This window comes from Peribacillus sp. TH14 (assembly GCF_016651145.1).
GTDB classification, from domain to species: Bacteria; Bacillota; Bacilli; order Bacillales; family DSM-1321; genus Peribacillus; species Peribacillus butanolivorans.
Genome location: NZ_JAEKEK010000001.1, coordinates 3618020 through 3635700, shown reverse-complemented (window position 1 = coordinate 3635700; position 17681 = coordinate 3618020). Strand labels below are relative to the sequence as shown.

15 protein-coding genes and 1 other annotated feature are annotated in these 17681 nt (G+C 40.3%); of the genes, 2 read left to right on the top strand and 13 right to left on the bottom strand.

The features are described 5' to 3' along the window. Position 1: 1 nt before the first annotated feature. Positions 2–231, bottom strand: a binding site (T-box leader). Between the two features lie 235 nt (positions 232–466). Beyond that, a complete protein-coding gene (locus JFU50_RS17625; RefSeq protein WP_056525571.1) occupies positions 467–658 on the top strand; it encodes a hypothetical protein in 192 nt (63 codons plus the stop codon). Between the two features lie 56 nt (positions 659–714). Here JFU50_RS17625 and ysxE read toward each other — a convergent pair whose 3' ends face one another. The 9 genes from ysxE to hemA form a co-directional block, all read right to left on the bottom strand. Continuing rightward, a complete protein-coding gene (gene ysxE, locus JFU50_RS17620; RefSeq protein ID WP_342366285.1) occupies positions 715–1794 on the bottom strand; it encodes a spore coat protein YsxE in 1080 nt (359 codons plus the stop codon). A gap of 162 nt (positions 1795–1956) precedes the next feature. Then, positions 1957–3375 carry a stage VI sporulation protein D gene (gene spoVID / locus JFU50_RS17615; RefSeq protein WP_201223475.1) on the bottom strand — a complete coding sequence of 473 codons (1419 nt, stop codon included), beginning with the start codon at positions 3373–3375 and terminating at the stop codon, positions 1957–1959. A gap of 623 nt (positions 3376–3998) precedes the next feature. Next, positions 3999–4127, bottom strand: a complete 129-nt coding sequence (locus JFU50_RS31505) for a hypothetical protein (protein WP_274608354.1) — start codon at positions 4125–4127, stop codon at positions 3999–4001. Between the two features lie 155 nt (positions 4128–4282). Next, positions 4283–5572 carry a glutamate-1-semialdehyde 2,1-aminomutase gene (gene hemL, locus JFU50_RS17610; RefSeq protein WP_056525582.1) on the bottom strand — a complete coding sequence of 430 codons (1290 nt, stop codon included), beginning with the start codon at positions 5570–5572 and terminating at the stop codon, positions 4283–4285. A gap of 36 nt (positions 5573–5608) precedes the next feature. Then, the gene (hemB, locus tag JFU50_RS17605; RefSeq protein WP_053347173.1) at positions 5609–6604 is read right to left on the bottom strand and encodes a porphobilinogen synthase; all 996 of its coding nucleotides are present in this window, start codon (positions 6602–6604) and stop codon (positions 5609–5611) included. Then, a complete protein-coding gene (locus JFU50_RS17600; RefSeq protein ID WP_201223474.1) occupies positions 6601–7398 on the bottom strand; it encodes a uroporphyrinogen-III synthase in 798 nt (265 codons plus the stop codon). The genes hemB and JFU50_RS17600 overlap by 4 nt, the downstream gene beginning before the upstream one ends. Further along, positions 7398–8330: a hydroxymethylbilane synthase gene (gene hemC, locus JFU50_RS17595; RefSeq protein WP_053347175.1), complete on the bottom strand. Its 933-nt coding sequence runs from the start codon at positions 8328–8330 to the stop codon at positions 7398–7400. Before hemC ends, JFU50_RS17600 begins: the two co-directional genes overlap by 1 nt. Positions 8331–8339: 9 nt before the next feature. After that, positions 8340–9170, bottom strand: a complete 831-nt coding sequence (locus tag JFU50_RS17590; protein WP_053347176.1) for a cytochrome C assembly family protein — start codon at positions 9168–9170, stop codon at positions 8340–8342. 10 nt (positions 9171–9180) lie between these two features. Further along, entirely contained in the window at positions 9181–10530 is a 1350-nt protein-coding gene (gene hemA / locus JFU50_RS17585) for a glutamyl-tRNA reductase (RefSeq protein ID WP_201186056.1), read from the bottom strand. A gap of 252 nt (positions 10531–10782) precedes the next feature. Here hemA and JFU50_RS17580 point away from each other — a divergent pair, with 252 nt between their 5' ends. Beyond that, complete coding sequence (locus JFU50_RS17580; protein ID WP_201223473.1) at positions 10783–11265, top strand: LiaF transmembrane domain-containing protein; 483 nt, start codon at positions 10783–10785, stop codon at positions 11263–11265. Between the two features lie 72 nt (positions 11266–11337). Here the strand turns inward: JFU50_RS17580 and yihA are convergent, their stop codons facing one another. The 4 genes from yihA to clpX all read right to left on the bottom strand — a co-directional run bounded on the left by yihA (position 11338) and on the right by clpX (position 17624). After that, entirely contained in the window at positions 11338–11919 is a 582-nt protein-coding gene (yihA, locus tag JFU50_RS17575; RefSeq protein WP_053347179.1) for a ribosome biogenesis GTP-binding protein YihA/YsxC, read from the bottom strand. Further along, on the bottom strand, positions 11916–14237 hold the full coding sequence (gene lon / locus JFU50_RS17570; RefSeq protein WP_053347180.1) for an endopeptidase La: 2322 nt from the start codon (positions 14235–14237) through the stop codon (positions 11916–11918). Before lon ends, yihA begins: the two co-directional genes overlap by 4 nt. A 253-nt stretch (positions 14238–14490) precedes the next feature. Then, entirely contained in the window at positions 14491–16161 is a 1671-nt protein-coding gene (lonB, locus tag JFU50_RS17565; protein ID WP_053347181.1) for an ATP-dependent protease LonB, read from the bottom strand. A gap of 194 nt (positions 16162–16355) precedes the next feature. Next, positions 16356–17624 (bottom strand): ATP-dependent protease ATP-binding subunit ClpX, encoded by a 1269-nt coding sequence (gene clpX / locus JFU50_RS17560; RefSeq protein WP_053347182.1) that lies wholly within the window; start codon positions 17622–17624, stop codon positions 16356–16358. Positions 17625–17681: the final 57 nt, after the last annotated feature.

Sequence of the window (17681 nt, the reverse complement as noted above, 5' to 3'; positions counted from 1 at the left end):
ACAAAAGGACGAAGGAAGTTGTTCGCGGTGCCACCTTTTTTCCGAAAAAGAAAAGAATCTTCTTCGGCTCTCAAATGGGATAACGGCTCTTCACCGGCCATCGCTACTAAATAACTTTCACGAAAACTGCTCGCGGACGACTTCTGATGCTGCCAACTTAGAAACCTCTCACCAACGGTTCCCTCTCTGAAAAGCGCATTTCATCTTACTATTTCCGGTCTTTGCATTCATTTATATTCATATGTAAAATCACTAAACGCATATAGTATATAGTACAAAAAAAATAGGGCTCCAGTCAATCATCTTTCGAATACTTTCTTAAAGTATTCTCACTTTAGGCTATTAAATCTTGCCATTCAGTCTTTTCTTTATTCTATCCTCTAAGATAAGTTCCTGTGACGGCTTTCTCACCTTTTCCACCTCATACCCATAGAATATAAGAAGTCCTACAAAGGAAGGTAATAATATGAAACGAAAATATTCCCCTTATACTTTACCGCCTTGGATGAAAAAATTCCGCGGTGTTTGCCAGCAGTTCATTATCCCTTTTATAGTATTCCAAGGGTTGCGGACGCTGATTTTCCCTACTTTCTTCGATATGCTTCTGCTAATCGCATTTATTTTCTTAGCTATGTCTTTATATTTCGAATGGATTTAATTATTCCCCTACAGAAAAAAAATATACATGACTGGAGGTAATCCAATCATGTATATTTAGCTTGGGGGTGATTGCTCTTCTTTAACAGCTTCAGTAGCCGCCTTTTTCTTCTGTTCAATATCTTCGATTTTCATCACCATATATTCAATATTCTTCAGGAGCCAAAATTGCCGCTGCAGTTGGGTTACATTATCTAGTTCTGTTCTATGGCCTCTGCCGTCCGAATAATTCTTCACTATATCTAGAGCCGATCCCGGAAAAGCAAGATAGCTTTGCATCAGCAGCAATTCTTCTTCTTTTAACGGGAAATAACGGAGATAGTTATATAGCCAATCGACACAGTCATCACATTGGACAGGATAGGTCCTCGCCGATTTGACTAGGAATGGGAGTAAATCGAAATGAGGCGGTGCCGTATTCGAATTCTCGAAATTAATAAAGTAACCATATCCACGTTCATCATAAACAAAATGCTTTAATGAGACCTTTCCATGCGTGACAACAGTCCGGATTTTTTCACTTTCCTTAGTTTTTTCATACCACGTTTCAAACTTCTTAATCGAGTACCTCAGTGCCTGTGATATATCTGTGAAAAAGGAACAAACCGTCATTTCAAATGGAGACATATACCATTTCTTTTCACAGCTATCAATATACTCATCCATAAAATCCTTCTCGTTATTCCAGGAATCCAATGTTCGCTCATAATGAGATTCTCGTTCCTCAATATCCACTACTATTTCTTTTACAGACAACGTATGCATCCGGGCAAGCTCCCTGAACATTTGCTTATGGCTTTCATCACGCTCTCCGTTTCTCTCGTTATTCAACCAGGGCATCAGGTAATACAAACGACCATTATGAAGAACCGCATAACGTTGATCCATCGTTTGATAAATGGGAACAATTCGGTTATACCCGCGATGATACAGTTTTTGAACATTTTTGATAAAATCAATGCCGTTGTGCGGTAAAATGGACTTCAAGGCAAATGTACCGCGATCACTATAGACTTTTTTCACTCGTCCGAAATCCTCTATATATTGTACATATAGGGCATATTCTTTCAAAACTTCTCCTGTGTCCCTATCCCAATTATTAGTCTGCTGATTCTCGTTTTCCCTCACGAGACTCACTCACTTTCTCTAAAAAAACTCGCCAATTGGATTCCTATAGCCACCAAAGGCGTAGTCACATTCAATCTTACTTTCTTAGATTGTCTTTCGTTTATTAAATTACAACTCAATTACTATAGTAAAAAACAGGAGCAGTGCCATCTGCTCTGCTCTCTGCCGTACTTAATTTTTATAAGCAATCGCCTTCGGTATATAAATGACTTGCCCTTCATGAACGTTCTGATTCGACTCCAATTCATTGCTGAAGAGTATAGATTGAACAGTAACATCATAGCGCTGTGCCAAATCATCCAACGTTTCCCCTTGCTGAACAATGCAAACCTTCATCCTGACCAGTTCTTCCTCTTGTTTTCGTCCGAATAAATCCATAATGGATAAATGCTTATCCGCGTGCTCTGTCGTCTCTTTATCATCACGTTCCGAGGCTTGTTTTCTGCCTTTATAATTTTTAACTTCTTTGGCTGGTGGCTCTGGATTTTCTTTTCTTTTAAACAAATCCCTTATAGATGAATGGTGTTCCTCTTCGTTTGCTACTTTCACATGCTCATTGAGGATAGGGCCTGCTTTATCAACAGCTTTTTCCTGCCGGTCGACTTCCTCGGATCCAAATGGCGATACAGGATTCTTACTAACTGGGACATTTTGTTGATTACTTACATAAACCGATTCTTCTTCTTTCTTAATCTCCGGGTTCTCTACGGCTTTTACCAGTCTGCTAACTTCTGCCTCTAGATGCTCATCTTGAATGGATGACTCCGGAATCTTATCAATTGGATGACTATGGCGATCAATTAGGTAAATCACTTCTTCTTCCTCTTCGGCTTCTTCCCTGTTTACTTCTTCCCACTGCTCCTCTTCTGGATACGGTGAAACAGGAATTTCAAAAACTGGAGCATTATGCTGTTCACTTAAATAGATAGGCTCCTCATCATCTTCTTCCTCGGTTTCAGACACTCGTTTTGCCTCGGCAGAAAATGGCGTGTATAACTCTTCTTCCTGCTCATCACGAAACACCGGTTGAAAATCTGGGATTGGCGGGACCCCAGCCGCATATGGAATGTATGACTCATTTTCTTCGTCTGTTTCTTCTTGTTCCTCGGTTTCTGTTTCCACGACCTCCAGTTCCGTATCGGTACGTTCTTCCACATATGAATCATTATAAATTCCGGTTATCAACAAATCCGCCTGCAATTTTAAACAGTTATGCTCAGGTAGAGCATAATCAAAACTTTGAATCGAGACATCAATTTCATCTAATGAGGCAATCCGATTATTCGGAATCGTTATATCAACCGGAAAACGGTGTGTGAACTCATTGAGTCCATCGAGATTCCTCTCAACCTTTTGAACGGCTTTTGGCATAAAGGTCTGTGAAAATTCCTCTTGTTCACCATTTTCCGAGTCCTTGTATTCACCGCATAAATCTAACGAGCCTCGTATAAAAACATATTGATCACTTTCTTGAATCGTCACATTTGGATCGAGGGAAATGGAATATAGCTCAGCCACTTCCTGTCCCTTCTGGAACCAAACGGATTCCTCTAAAGAAAATCGTAAATACGATTCATTTTCTTGCGACAAGACAACTCCTCCTTTCAGCTTCAGGAAACGGTACCTATACCAATAACAATCTATGAAGAAAGGCTATTGATTATTCCTTAATTTCATTGGAAACCATCTTGCCCTTAAGCCCTTCATCTACTTTTATTCGGCCTTTCCGCCATTTAATTCGGCCTTCATCCACTTTAATTCGGCCTTCAACCATTTATTTCGGCCTTCTACCATTTATTTCGGCCTTCCTCCACTTTTATTCGGACTTCAACCATTTAATTCGGACTTCCTCCACTTTAATTCGGACTTCAACCATTTATTTCAGCCTTCCTCCACTTTAATTCGGCCTTCAACCATTTATTTCGGCCTTCAACCACTTTAATTCGGCCTTCAACCATTTATTTCGGACTTCAACCACTTTAATTCGGCCTTCACCATTTAATTCGGCCTTCCTCCACTTTAATTCGGCCTTCTACCATTTATTCGGCCTTCCTCCACTTTAATTCGGCCTTAATCCACTTTAATTCGGCCTTCACCATTTAATTCGGCCTTCCTCCACTTTAATTCGGCCTTCTACCATTTATTCGGCCTTCCTCCACTTTAATTCGGCCTTAATCCACTTTAATTCGGCCTTCAACCATTTATTTCGACCTTCAACCATTTATTTCGGCCTTCCTCCACTTTAATTCGGCCTTCAACCATTTATTTCGGCCTTCAACCACTTTAATTCGGCCTTCACCATTTATTTCGGCCTTCAACCATTTATTTCGGCCTTCAGCCATTTAATTCGTCCTTCATCCACTTTCGGCCTACAAACTTTTTTTTGGCCTACTTATTGATTAAAATTCAATAAAAAAACAGGCTACCTTTCTCCAAAAGTTTTTGGATAATGGTAGCCTGTTTTAAGAGTTTTATTAGTGTTTCAATTAGCTTTAGATTATTTTTTTAATTTCGCAAAAGCCTGTTCAGTTGCTGCAATGGTCTTTTCGATATCTTCATCACTATGTGCAGTAGATAGGAATAAACCTTCGAACTGGGACGGCGGCAAGTAGATACCTTGGTTTGCCATTTCCCTATAATAGGAAGCAAAGAACTCTAAATCAGAAGTTTTTGCTGTATCATAATTAACTACATCTTCATTCGTAAAGAAAAGTCCGATCATTGAACCAGCACGGTTAAATGTATGCGGAACACCATATTTTTTAGCAGCTTCTCCAATGCCTTTTTCGAGCATGTCACCTTTACGGGTAAACTCTTCATAAGATTCTGGAGTCAATTGGCTCAGCGTTTCAAGTCCGGCAGTCATGGCAAGCGGGTTTCCGGATAATGTTCCTGCTTGATAGATTGTTCCACTCGGTGCAATTTGTTCCATGATTTTACGTTTACCTCCGAAAGCTCCGACCGGTAAACCTCCGCCAATAACTTTACCAAGACAAGTCAGGTCCGGCTCAATGCCAAAATAGCCTTGTGCACAATTATAACCGACTCGGAAACCTGTCATAACTTCATCAAAAATCAATAGAGCCCCGTATTGGGTCGTCAAGTCGCGCAGGCCTTCCAAGAAACCAGGTTGTGGTGGCACGACACCCATATTCCCCGCAACAGGCTCCACGATGATACAGGCGATGTCTTCGCCAAATTGCTCAAACGCATATTTTGTTGCTGCAAGATCATTATATGGCACTGTAATTGTATTTTTTGCAATGCCTTCTGGTACACCCGGGCTATCTGGTAGACCTAACGTTGCAACGCCAGATCCGGCCTTAATTAACAAGGAATCACCATGTCCATGATAAGAACCTTCAAACTTCAGGATTTTATCACGGCCAGTATATCCTCGTGCTAATCTTAAAGCACTCATAGTCGCTTCTGTTCCTGAAGAGACCATACGAATCATCTCAATCGAAGGAACCCGTTCAATGACGAGCTTAGCCAATTCATTTTCAACCACGGTAGAGGTTCCGAAGCTTGTACCTGATTCCGCTACCTTTTTCAGTGATTCAACGACACGATCATTCGTGTGACCCAGGATAAGCGGTCCCCAGGAAAGAACGTAGTCTATATATTCATTGCCATCGATATCATACATTTTCGAGCCTTTGCCACGCTCCATGAAAATGGGGTCCATGTCCACAGATTTAAAGGCACGGACCGGGCTGTTCACGCCGCCCGGCATCAAATTTTTTGCTTCAGCAAACGCTTTTTTCGATTTTTCATATGACCGCATGATTCAGTCCCCTTTTCTCTAACAGGTTATATTTTTTTATCTTTTATTATCTTCATCAATCCAGCGTGCTACCTCTTTTGAAAAATACGTAATGATTAGGTCCGATCCTGCACGTTTTAAGCCTGTCAGCATTTCCATTACAATTGCTTTTTCATCAATCCAGCCATTATTGGCCGCAGCTTTTACCATGGAATATTCTCCGCTCACATTGTATGAAACAACAGGAAGATTAAAGTTATTTTTTACATCTCTGATGATGTCCATATAAGAAAGGGCTGGTTTCACGATTAAGAAATCCGCACCTTCAGCAACATCTGATTCCGCTTCACGGAACGCTTCAAGACGATTCGCAGGATCCATTTGGTACGTCTTCCTGTCACCAAATTGTGGCGCGCCATTCGCAGCTTCACGGAATGGGCCGTAAAAGGCTGAAGCGTATTTTACAGCATAGGACATGATTGGGATATCTTCATAACCCGCTTCATCCAAACCTGCACGAATGGCCGCAACAAAACCGTCCATCATGTTAGAAGGTGCAATGATATCAGCGCCCGCTTCGGCCTGGCTAATAGCTGTTTTTGCAAGAAGGTTAAGAGAAGCATCGTTTAAAATCTTGTCTCCCTCAACGACTCCACAATGGCCATGGCTTGTATACTCACAAAGACATGTATCAGCAATGACAATGATTTCCGGGTATTGTTTTTTGATAAGACGGGTCGCCTCTTGTACAAGACCGTTATGATGAAAAGCACCTGTGCCATGTTCGTCTTTATCATGATCAAAAGGGACACCAAATAAAATGACTGATTTAATGCCTAGACTCACGACTTCATCCATTTCTGCTCCCAGATTATCCATAGAAAGCTGATAAATACCGGGCATCGAGCTAATTTCATTTTTTACGTTTTCTCCGTCAATGACGAAAATCGGATAGATTAAATCCTCTTTATGCAATTGTGTTTCACGGACTAGAGCTCGCATGCCAGCACTTGCACGCAGGCGACGGTGGCGATTGAATGGAATGTCTTTCATTTTAAAGTTCCTCCCTTATTATTCTTTTTTACAATGAATCGTATTAATTCCTCAACCATTGCTTCTGTTGTATAAACATCTGGACACACATCGACAGTTAAACCATGTTTAGAAGCCGTTTTAGCAGCAATTGGTCCGATGCAAGCAATGATAATGCTTTCTATGTATGTACCCAATTTATTGCGGTCTATAATCTGTAAGAAGTGCTCTACCGTTGAAGAGCTTGTAAAGGTTATGATATCAATTTTTCGACTCACTATCAGTTGAACAAGTTTTCTTTCACTCTCATCAGGAAGTACGGTATGATAAACAATCACTTCATCACAGGAGGCACCAGTTTTATTAATCTCATCCGCAATGACCGTGCGCGCGAGATTTCCTTTTGCCAGCAAAACGCGGGATCCAGGTTGAAGTAGTGAAATGAACTCCGAAACAAAACCTTCAGCAACAAACTGAGATGGAATAAAATCCGCCACATATCCATGGCGCTTCAGTGCTTCTTCTGTTTTTGAACCGATAACAGCTATTTTTGGAAGCCTAACAGGCTTTTTTCCGAGAAGTGTAAAGAGGAATTCAACCCCATTTTGACTAGTTAAAATAATCCAGTCGTAGCTATCTAATTCTTCTAACCGCAGCTGCACTTCTTCCCGATGATCAGGAAGAGTGAACTCAAGCAAAGGAACGAGAAGCGGAGTTCCACCATTTTTTTCAATCGAAGCTTTTAATCCATCAGCCTGTCTTTTCCCTCTGGTGATTAACACCTGATAATCTTTGAGAGGTTGAAAGGGCTTCATTACTGATCAAGCTCCTCTTTTACACGATCGATTAACTCTTTACCGCCAAATTCACTAATAAGTTTAGCAGCATTATGTCCAACTGCTTCTGGGTCAGACCCTTCAACCATTTCTTTATAAATCAATTTACCATCCGGAGAAGCGACCAATGCAGTTAATGAAATATCTCCATTGTCTTTTGCTACCGCGAAGCCGGCAATCGGCACCTGACAGCCGCCTTCCATTTTATCTAAAAATGCACGTTCTGCTTCAACTGTTCTTTTCGTTTTTTCACAGGTGAATTTCGCAAGCTCAGCCAGTAAATCTTGATCGTCAGCACGGCATTCAATAGAAAGTGCTCCTTGGCCAACTGCTGGTATACAAATATCTTCATCTAAAAATTCTGTTACGACGTCCTGCTTCCATCCCATTCTTGAAAGTCCGGCTGCAGCTAAAATAATAGCATCGTAATCTTCAGTTTTCAGCTTATTCAGGCGGGTATCGATATTACCGCGAATCCACTTAATTTCAAGGTCTGGTCTTCTTGCTAGGATTTGAGCACCACGGCGTAAACTGCTTGTCCCAATGATAGAACCTGGCTTCAGTTCAGATAGAGTTTCATGGTTTTTTGAAATCAAGGCATCTCGGTGGTCTTCTCTCGGTGGAATGCAGCCAATCGTCAAGCCTTCTGGAAGTACCGCCGGCATATCTTTCATACTATGTACAGCCATATCGATTTCTTTATCAAGCATAGCTTGTTCGATTTCTTTTACAAATAAGCCTTTGCCTCCTACTTTAGAAAGCGTTACATCGAGGATTTGATCCCCTTTTGTGACAATTTCCTTCACCTCGAACTCGTATGGAACACCAAGCTCTTTAAGTTGATTAATAACCCAGTTCGTTTGGGTAATCGCTAATTTACTACGTCTAGAACCGACAATAATTTTTCTCATAATTTCCTCCTATGTATTCCAAAAGTGGAATGTTGAAAGGCTTCCAAAAAGGAAAAAGTTAATTAACACAATCATGAAAGATCCAATATTCAGAAAGGCTAGTGTCCTTCCATACATTTGTTTCCGAATTTTCAAGTATAAAAACACGCTGTAACCGATGAGCAAAATAAATGAGCCGATAATTTTCATATCCAGCCAGGATACTCCAGGTACTTTTATATAGGCCCATTGAATTCCTAAGATAAGGGAGACCACTAATAATGGGACTCCGATTACTGCAAGGACATATGACATATGCTCAAGTTTTGTTAAATCTCCGAGACGAAGCAGTCGTTTCCCCCATTTTTTTCGTTTCAATAAATCATATTGAATTAAGTAGAGTAGGGAAAATACGAAAGAAAGTGTAAAAGCCCCATAAGATAGAATGGCAAACGTAATATGTATGAGCAAAAGCTCTGAAACGAGCTGCTGTGCGAGCACTTCTGATTCTATCTGAACTGGTGCAAAGGTATGAATAGCCATAACCATAAAGCCTAATACATTGGTAAAGAAGACCGTAAAATCGACTCTAAGCAATCGATTAATAATTAATGATAACGAAATGAGGACCCATGCATAAAAATATAAGCCTTCAAAAATCGTCAATACCGGAAACCTTCCCGTTTTCATTACATATAGAAACAAAAAAATTGTTTGCAGCACCCAAACAATAGAAAGCAACCAGAAGGCAACTTTATTCGCCTTCTGGTTATTATTAAGGAAGTCAATAAAATATAAAAGCATACTGATGGCATACAACAATACAGTGGCTTCATGTAATCTTGTCATTAGTAATTCCATATCTACCTCATTACTGGACAGGAACTGGATTTAATAGGGATGTCTTGGCGCTGTTCCGTTCATTTTCGTCATCCACTACCAACTGTTCTTCAATCAATTCCTCTAAATGAAAGATCTTCACGAAATTATTTAATTGCTCTTTTGCATTCGGCTCATCTGCAAGTTCTTTGGCATATAAAATCGGATCTTTCAGCATTTGGTTGATAATGCTCTTCGTATGCTTGTTCAGAACTTTTTTGTCGCGTTCGCTTAAGTGTGGAAGCTTTCTCTCAATGCTTTCCATCGTTTCCTTTTGAATCGACAGTGATTTTTCACGTAAAGAGGAAATAACAGGAACTACGCCAAGCAAATTAATCCACTGATTAAAATCAACAATTTCTGATTCAATCATTAATTCGATTTTCTCAGCTGCTTTTTTACGCTCCTCAATATTCGCTTGCACTATTCCCTCAAGATCATCAATGTCATACAAGAAGACATTCTCCAGCTCAGCTAATTTTGGATCAAGGTCACGCGGTACTGCGATGTCGACCATGAAAATAGGACGACCTTTGCGAAGCTTGTTCACGAACGTCATCATTTCTTTTGTTACGAGAAGATTTTTTGAACCAGTGGAAGTAATTAAAATATCCGCTTCCACTAAGGCACATTGCAACTCTTGAAGCTGTTTTGCTTTACCATTAAATCTTTCAGCCAAGTCGACTGCTTTCTGATACGTACGGTTGATAACCGTAATACTATCTGCACCGTTACTGTGCAGATTTTGAATAGCCAGTTCTCCCATTTTTCCTGCACCAAGAATCAAGACATTCTTGCCGTTTAGTCCTCCGAAGATTTTTTTTGCAAGCTCGACTGCCGCATAGCTAACAGAAACTGCATTCGTATTAATTTCCGTTTCTGAATGAGCCTTTTTTGCTAATGTAAGGGATTGCTTGAAGAGATGGTTAAAAACCGTACCAAGCGTATCTTCTTTCTGACCTAACATATAGCTTGAGCGAACTTGTCCCAAAATCTGTGTTTCTCCAAGAATCATGGAATTCAAGCCGCAAGTAACTGAAAATAAATGCTCGACTGCTCCATCGCCTTCATAGATAAACAGATATTTAGAGAATTCTTCCTTATCGATGTTAAACCATTCTGAAAGAAATTCCTTGATATAATATCGGGTTGTATGAAGTTGGTCACCGACCGCAAATATTTCCGTTCTATTACATGTTGAAATAATAACATTTTCCAAGATGCTTTTTTTATTTTTAAGAGCTTTCATTGCCTCGGCAAGTTCGGCTTCGTTAAACGACAGTTTTTCCCGAATTTCTACAGGGGCAGTTTTGTAATTAATACCAACCGCTAGAATATGCATCCTTTTTTTTTGCACCCCCAAAATTTTTCATGTAAATTTATTATACCATGTACTAAAATTGATTCACGCAAATAATATGAACAGTTTATGAAAACGTATGCTACCATTAAGACTGCCAAAACACCTGAATAGTTACAAAAGGTATTAGAGCGGTGATTTGTAATTTATATACATACTTCGACATTGTGTACAAAAGTACCATATCAAAAATGCCCAAAAACTTCAAGTAATCGAATTGGATAGGAGGATAAAATGAAAACGCAACGTATTTTCCCTGGAATCGTTTTAATCGGTTTCGGACTCTATTTTTTTCTTGAACATTCACAAATAGAAATCTTTCCAGGCTTTTTTAGCTGGCCCACCTTATTATGTATCGTTGGTATCGCCTTCTTAATACAGGCTTATAGCGGTAATGAATTTGATTCAATCCTTCCCGGCGTCATTTTGCTCGGGTTCGGCGCTCATTTCCATATCGTTGAGAACCTAGATATTTGGCCGGATAATATAGGTATCTTTATTTTAATCATATCTCTAGGATTTATTCTCCGTGCCCGCAAAACAAATTCTGGAATGTTACATGGGATGATATTATTTATCATCTCAATCCTTATTTTATTTTATGATAAAATCTCTACTTCTTTCGGCATCCTCGAAACAAGTACGGCAAATATTGAAAAGTTTTGGCCGTTTGTGTTGATGGGAATTGGGGTTTACATATTAATCCGAAAAAAATAAAGCTTTAAAAAACTAAGGCGAATTTCATGCAGAAAAGGGTATTTCCATATACGGAATACCCTTTTCTTTTTGTTACATATATTTCTTAAGAACGCCCCAGGCCTGTTCTTTTCCTTCGCCTGTTTCTCCTGAGAAAAGAAGCAATTCATCTTCCCTTTCCATATTAAGCGTTTGGCGTGTCACTTTTAAGTGCTTCTGCCATTTGCCTTTTGGAATTTTATCCGCTTTTGTGGCGATAACAATCCGTGGCAGGTCATAATGCTTTAGGAATTCATACATTGCGATATCATCCTTAGTCGGTGGATGACGCAAATCGACGATTAAGAGCGCAGCACGAAGCTGGTCACGGGAGGTGAAATACGTTTCGATCATTCTCCCCCATGCATCACGCTCAGTTTTAGAAACCTTTGCATAGCCATAACCCGGTACATCCACAAAATGAAGTGCTTCATTTATGATGTAAAAATTCAACGTCTGCGTCTTACCTGGTTTAGAGGAAGTACGCGCCAAATTTTTTCGATTAATCATTTTGTTAATAAAACTCGATTTCCCTACATTGGAACGGCCCGCTAAGGCAAACTCCGGGATTGGAGTGTTTGGATATTGTTCAGGCTTTACAGCACTTATGACAATATCTGAACTTGTTACTTTCATTCGTTCACACCTACCAATGCATGCTCAAGGACTTCATCAACGTGTGAAACTGGAACAAATGTTAATTCTTTACGGACACTTTCCGGGATATCATCAATATCCTTTTCGTTATTTTGCGGGATGATGATTTTCGTAAGTCCTGCCCGGTGAGCCGCTAAAGATTTTTCTTTAAGGCCGCCGATTGGAAGAACTCGTCCGCGTAATGTAATTTCGCCTGTCATGCCTACCTCTTTTCTGATCGGCCTATTAGTAAGGGCCGATATTAACGCTGTTGCAATCGTGATGCCTGCGGAAGGGCCATCCTTAGGGACAGCACCTTCAGGAACATGAATATGAATATCATATTTTTCATGGAAGTTCGTATCAATATGAAGTTTCTCGGTTTTCGAACGGACGTAACTAAAAGCAGCCTGAGCCGATTCTTTCATTACATCGCCAAGTTTTCCTGTCAAAATAAGCTTGCCTTTACCTGGTGATAAAGAAACCTCGATTTGTAGCGTATCGCCACCTACCGACGTGTAAGCTAATCCATTAGCGACACCGACTTGGTTCTCGACTTCCGCTTGTCCATAATGGAACATCGTTTTCCCTAAAAACTCCTCGACATTCTTTTCAGAAATGACAACCCGTTTTTTATCTCCGGATACGATGATTTTCGCAGTCTTTCGACAGATGCTTGCAAGCTGTCGTTCCAGACTCCGGACACCAGCCTCCCGGGTATAATAACGGATGATTTTAGTAAGGGCTTCCTCACGAATTTGCAGTTGGGTCTTCAATAAACCATGGTTTTCTAACTGTCTAGGCAGTAAATGATCCTTGGCAATATGAAGTTTCTCTATTTCAGTATAACCCGCAATCGAAATGATTTCCATACGATCACGAAGCGGCCCCGGAATTGTGCCCAAATTATTCGCAGTTGCAATGAACATAACTTTGGAAAGGTCATAGGTTTCCTCTATATAATGGTCACTGAAATTATGATTTTGCTCCGGATCGAGCACTTCAAGCATCGCTGCAGATGGATCTCCCCTAAAGTCATTTGACATCTTATCCACTTCATCCAGTAAAAAGACAGGATTAATCGTTCCAGCTTTTTTCATACCCTGGATGATCCGGCCTGGCATTGCCCCTACATAGGTACGGCGGTGCCCACGGATTTCTGATTCATCACGCACTCCACCTAAGGAAACCCGAACGAAATTCCGGTTCAGGGATGCAGCGATTGATTTAGCCAAGCTTGTTTTCCCAACCCCAGGAGGGCCCACTAAGCAAAGGATTGGTCCCTTCAATGAATTGGTCAATTGCTGAACAGCTAAATACTCAAGTACCCGCTCTTTTACCTTTTCCAACCCATAATGGTCACGGTTTAGAATTTTTTCAGCTTTATGAATATTCAAGTCGTCTTTCGAAGCTTTAGACCAAGGAAGCGAGATTAACCAATCAATATAGTTGCGGATGACGGAACTTTCAGCTGAGCTTGACGGAACCTTTTCATAACGGTCCAATTCCTTTAATGCTGTTTCTTTAATATGCTCCGGCATATCCGCTTCTTCTATCTTTTCAGTAAGAACGGTAATTTCACCTGTTTTGCCTTCTTTATCTCCCAATTCCTTTTGAATCGCTTTCATCTGTTCACGCAAATAATATTCTTTTTGCGTCCGCTCCATGGAACGTTTAACACGCTGACCGATCTTTTTCTCAAGAAAAAGAACTTCTTTCTCGTTATTAATGATCTCAATAACACGGCTTAAACGTTTTTTCATATCAATAGTCTCAAGTACTTCTTGCTTTTCCTTCAATTTCAAAGGCAAATGCGAAGCAATTATATCAGCTAGTCTTCCCGGCTCTTCAATATCGGAAGTAGCTGAAAAGGTTTCACCGGTTATTTTCTTGGACATCTTTATGTATTGTTCAAAATAATCCAGCAAAGTACGCATTAATGCTTGATGTTCCGCATCTTTTTCATCGCTGTCTTCATATATTTTAATCTTGGCACCATAATGTGTCTCATAATCGTAAAATTCGATGACCTCTGCTCGGTTTAATCCTTCCACCAACACTCGGATTGTACCGTTTGGAAGCTTCAACATCTGTTTTACCTTTGTTAAAGTCCCCATTGTAAATAAATCTTCTTCACCTGGTTCGTCCAACGAAACATCTTGCTGTGTCGTCAAAAATATAAGATGGTCTTCCACCATTGCTTTCTCAAGGGCTTGTACCGATTTATCTCGGCCTACATCTAAATGAAGTACCATCGTTGGATATACAAGCAGTCCTCTAAGCGGCAGGAGGGGGACGATGATTTCTTTATCAGTCATTTCCTGACACCTCCATCTAATTAGTATCGTCGTTGTAAACTATTTACCCATGTTCTCAACCTTTTAACAATTCTATCCTATTTATATAGAAGTGTCTATTTGTTTACCTTAACACGTTTCTACTGCTTTTATTATCTCCAATATTAGATAAAAAAGCACGTATGAATAAGCTATTATTTTTCTGTTAGGTTTATTTCGTGAAATTGTTATGGTCCTTAAAATGCCCCGGTCTGATCAAACCGGGGCATTTCTTTTATACACTTTCTTTTTTCGATAGGTCCAAGGATGTGAGAATTTGTTCCGACATCAACTCTTTTTTCAGTGCCCGGTCAAATACTTCTTTCACATTCGAAACGGGAATGATCTCAATATCCTTGATTTCTTGGAGCAATGGCTGCATGTTTTCTGCTGGAATGATTACTGTCTTTGCTCCAGCCAGTTTTGCAGCCTTGATTTTCGGAATAACTCCGCCAATCGGTTTAACGCCGCCATGAATGCTGATTTCTCCAGTCATCGCTAGTGTGTGATCAACAGGGATTTTATAGATTGCCGAGTATATACCTGTAGCCATTGCAATTCCCGCTGAAGGGCCATCTACAGGACTTCCACCAGGAAAGTTTACATGGATATCAAATTGGTCGGCCGGCACTCCCATCGAACGTAAAACCGTGATTACATTTTCAATTGAACCTTTTGCCATGCTCTTGCGGCGGATTGATTTCCCATTCCCCCCGCCGATGCTTTCTTCTTCAACAATACCGGTTATATTTATCGAACCGGTTTCATTAGAGGCCGCCATAACCGTTACCTCAATTTCTAGCAATGCCCCGCTGTTGGGCCCATAGACGGCAAGACCGTTAACGAGGCCTATTTTTGAATTAGATTCAATTTTCCGATCCATTCGCGGTGTCAGTTGGCTGCTATGAGCCATCCAATCAATATCTTCTTCCCTTATAAATGATCGGTTTTCATTAATCGAAATACCCGCGAGAGTCTGAATCATATTAACAGCTTCTCTACCATTTCGGGCATAATCCGAAATCGATTGTAATCCTTTTTCACTAATCGTGATTCCTACTTTATCGGAGGCATTTTTAGCAACTGTAATGATTTCTTCCCGGTCAAGTTCACGGAAAAACACTTCAATACATCTCGAGCGAATCGCAGGTGCAATTTCATTTGGCGTCCTGGTTGTGGCTCCAATCAAGCGAAAGTCAGCCGGGAGTCCATTTTTAAAAATATCATGAATGTGAGTAGGAATATTTTGATTTTCTTCTTGATAATAGGCACTTTCGAGAAACACCTTACGATCTTCCAACACTTTTAACAGCTTATTCATCTGTATTGGATGAAGCTCTCCTATTTCATCTATAAACAATACGCCTCCATGAGCATTGCTAACAGCACCCTGCTTTGGCTGTGGAATACCAGCCTGGCCCATTGCTCCAGCTCCCTGATAAATTGGATCATGCACAGACCCAATTAATGGGTCGGCAATACCCCGCTCATCGAATCTAGCTGTAGTCGCATCCAATTCAACAAACACAGCCGAATTTTTAAAAGGAGATTTCCCATTTTTTTTCGCCTCTTCTAATACAAGCCTAGCAGCTGCTGTTTTCCCTACTCCTGGGGGACCGTAAATAATCACATGCTGAGGATTCGGCCCACATAAGGCCGCCTTTAAGGATTTAATGCCATCTTCCTGACCGACAATTTCGTTAAACGTACATGGCCTAACCTTTTCGGCCAATGGCTCTGTTAACGAAATCGACCTCATCTTTCGTAATTGATCCATTTCTTTTCGTGAATCACGGTCAATAGAAACTTTTTGCGTCCGCTGACCTTTCAATAAATTCAAAAAATACAATCCAATTACAATCCCAAAAAACAGCTGGATAAACAACGCTATTCCTGTCCAATTCATCGTATTCCCTCCTGCACTCGCCTAGTTTGTCATTTCTGTTAGTATCTCCTAGGGCAGGTCGAAATTATCCAAGAAATTCAGGTTGTAAATTTTGGAGTTTTAATCGTAAACATCAGCAAATTTCCATCATGACATCCTAAAAAGCAAAAAAAAGACTGCCAGCATGAACTGACAGTCTTTACGTTTTTATTAAGTTAAGCAGATGTTTTCTTTTCTTGTCCTTTGATGGTTGTACCGTCTTTAAGGACTAGCTTTGGAGATTCATTTTTCGAAATCGTACTACCTGTGATTACGCATTTTGCAACATCGTCACGGGAAGGAAGATCAAACATCACTTCAAGAATGATGCCTTCAATAATAGAACGCAGACCACGTGCACCTGTTTTACGTTCTATTGCCTTTTTAGCAATTTCACTTAGCGCTTCCGGTTCGAATTCCAATTCAACATCGTCCAGCTCAAGTAATTTTTGGTATTGTTTCACAAGAGCATTTTTCGGTTTTGTCAGGATTTCAATCAATGCAGCTTCGTCTAATTGCTCAAGAGTAGCAATTACTGGAAGACGGCCGATGAATTCCGGAATCAATCCGAAACGAAGTAAGTCTTCAGGAAGAACTTTAGAAAGCAATTCTTTTTCTGCAACATCATCCTTTTTCACATCAGAGCCAAAACCGATAACTTTTTGACCAAGACGGCGTTTGATGATTGGTTCGATGCCATCAAAGGCACCGCCGCAGATGAATAAAATATTGGTAGTGTCGATTTGGATGAACTCTTGATGAGGATGTTTACGTCCCCCTTGTGGCGGTACGCTAGCAACCGTTCCTTCAAGAATTTTTAGCAACGCTTGTTGCACACCTTCACCAGACACATCTCGTGTAATAGAAGGGTTTTCAGATTTACGGGCAACTTTATCAATTTCATCGATATAAATGATGCCTTTTTCCGCTTTTTCCACATCATAATCAGCAGCTTGGATCAATTTAAGAAGGATGTTTTCCACATCTTCCCCTACATATCCAGCTTCCGTTAATGAAGTTGCATCAGCAATAGCAAAAGGAACATTCAGAAGACGTGCTAATGTTTGCGCAAGAAGAGTTTTCCCGCTTCCCGTCGGTCCGATTAAAGCGATGTTACTTTTAGAAAGCTCTACATCGTCGACTTTGCTATTGGAATTGATACGTTTGTAATGATTGTAAACAGCAACAGCTAAAGATTTCTTCGCCTGTTCTTGTCCAATCACATATTCGTCAAGAATTTCACGAATTTCCATTGGCTTAGGTACATCCCTGAATTCAACTTCTTCATCAGTACCCAGCTCTTCTTCAACGATTTCCGTACAAAGCTCGATACACTCGTCACAAATATATACACCTGGACCAGCAACCAGTTTACGGACTTGTTCTTGTGTTTTACCGCAAAAAGAACATTTTAACTGTCCTTTTTCATCATTAAATTTAAACATGAACATTCACCCCTTTAAATACTCTTCCAACTCTATTACAGTAGTGGTATCTAATTC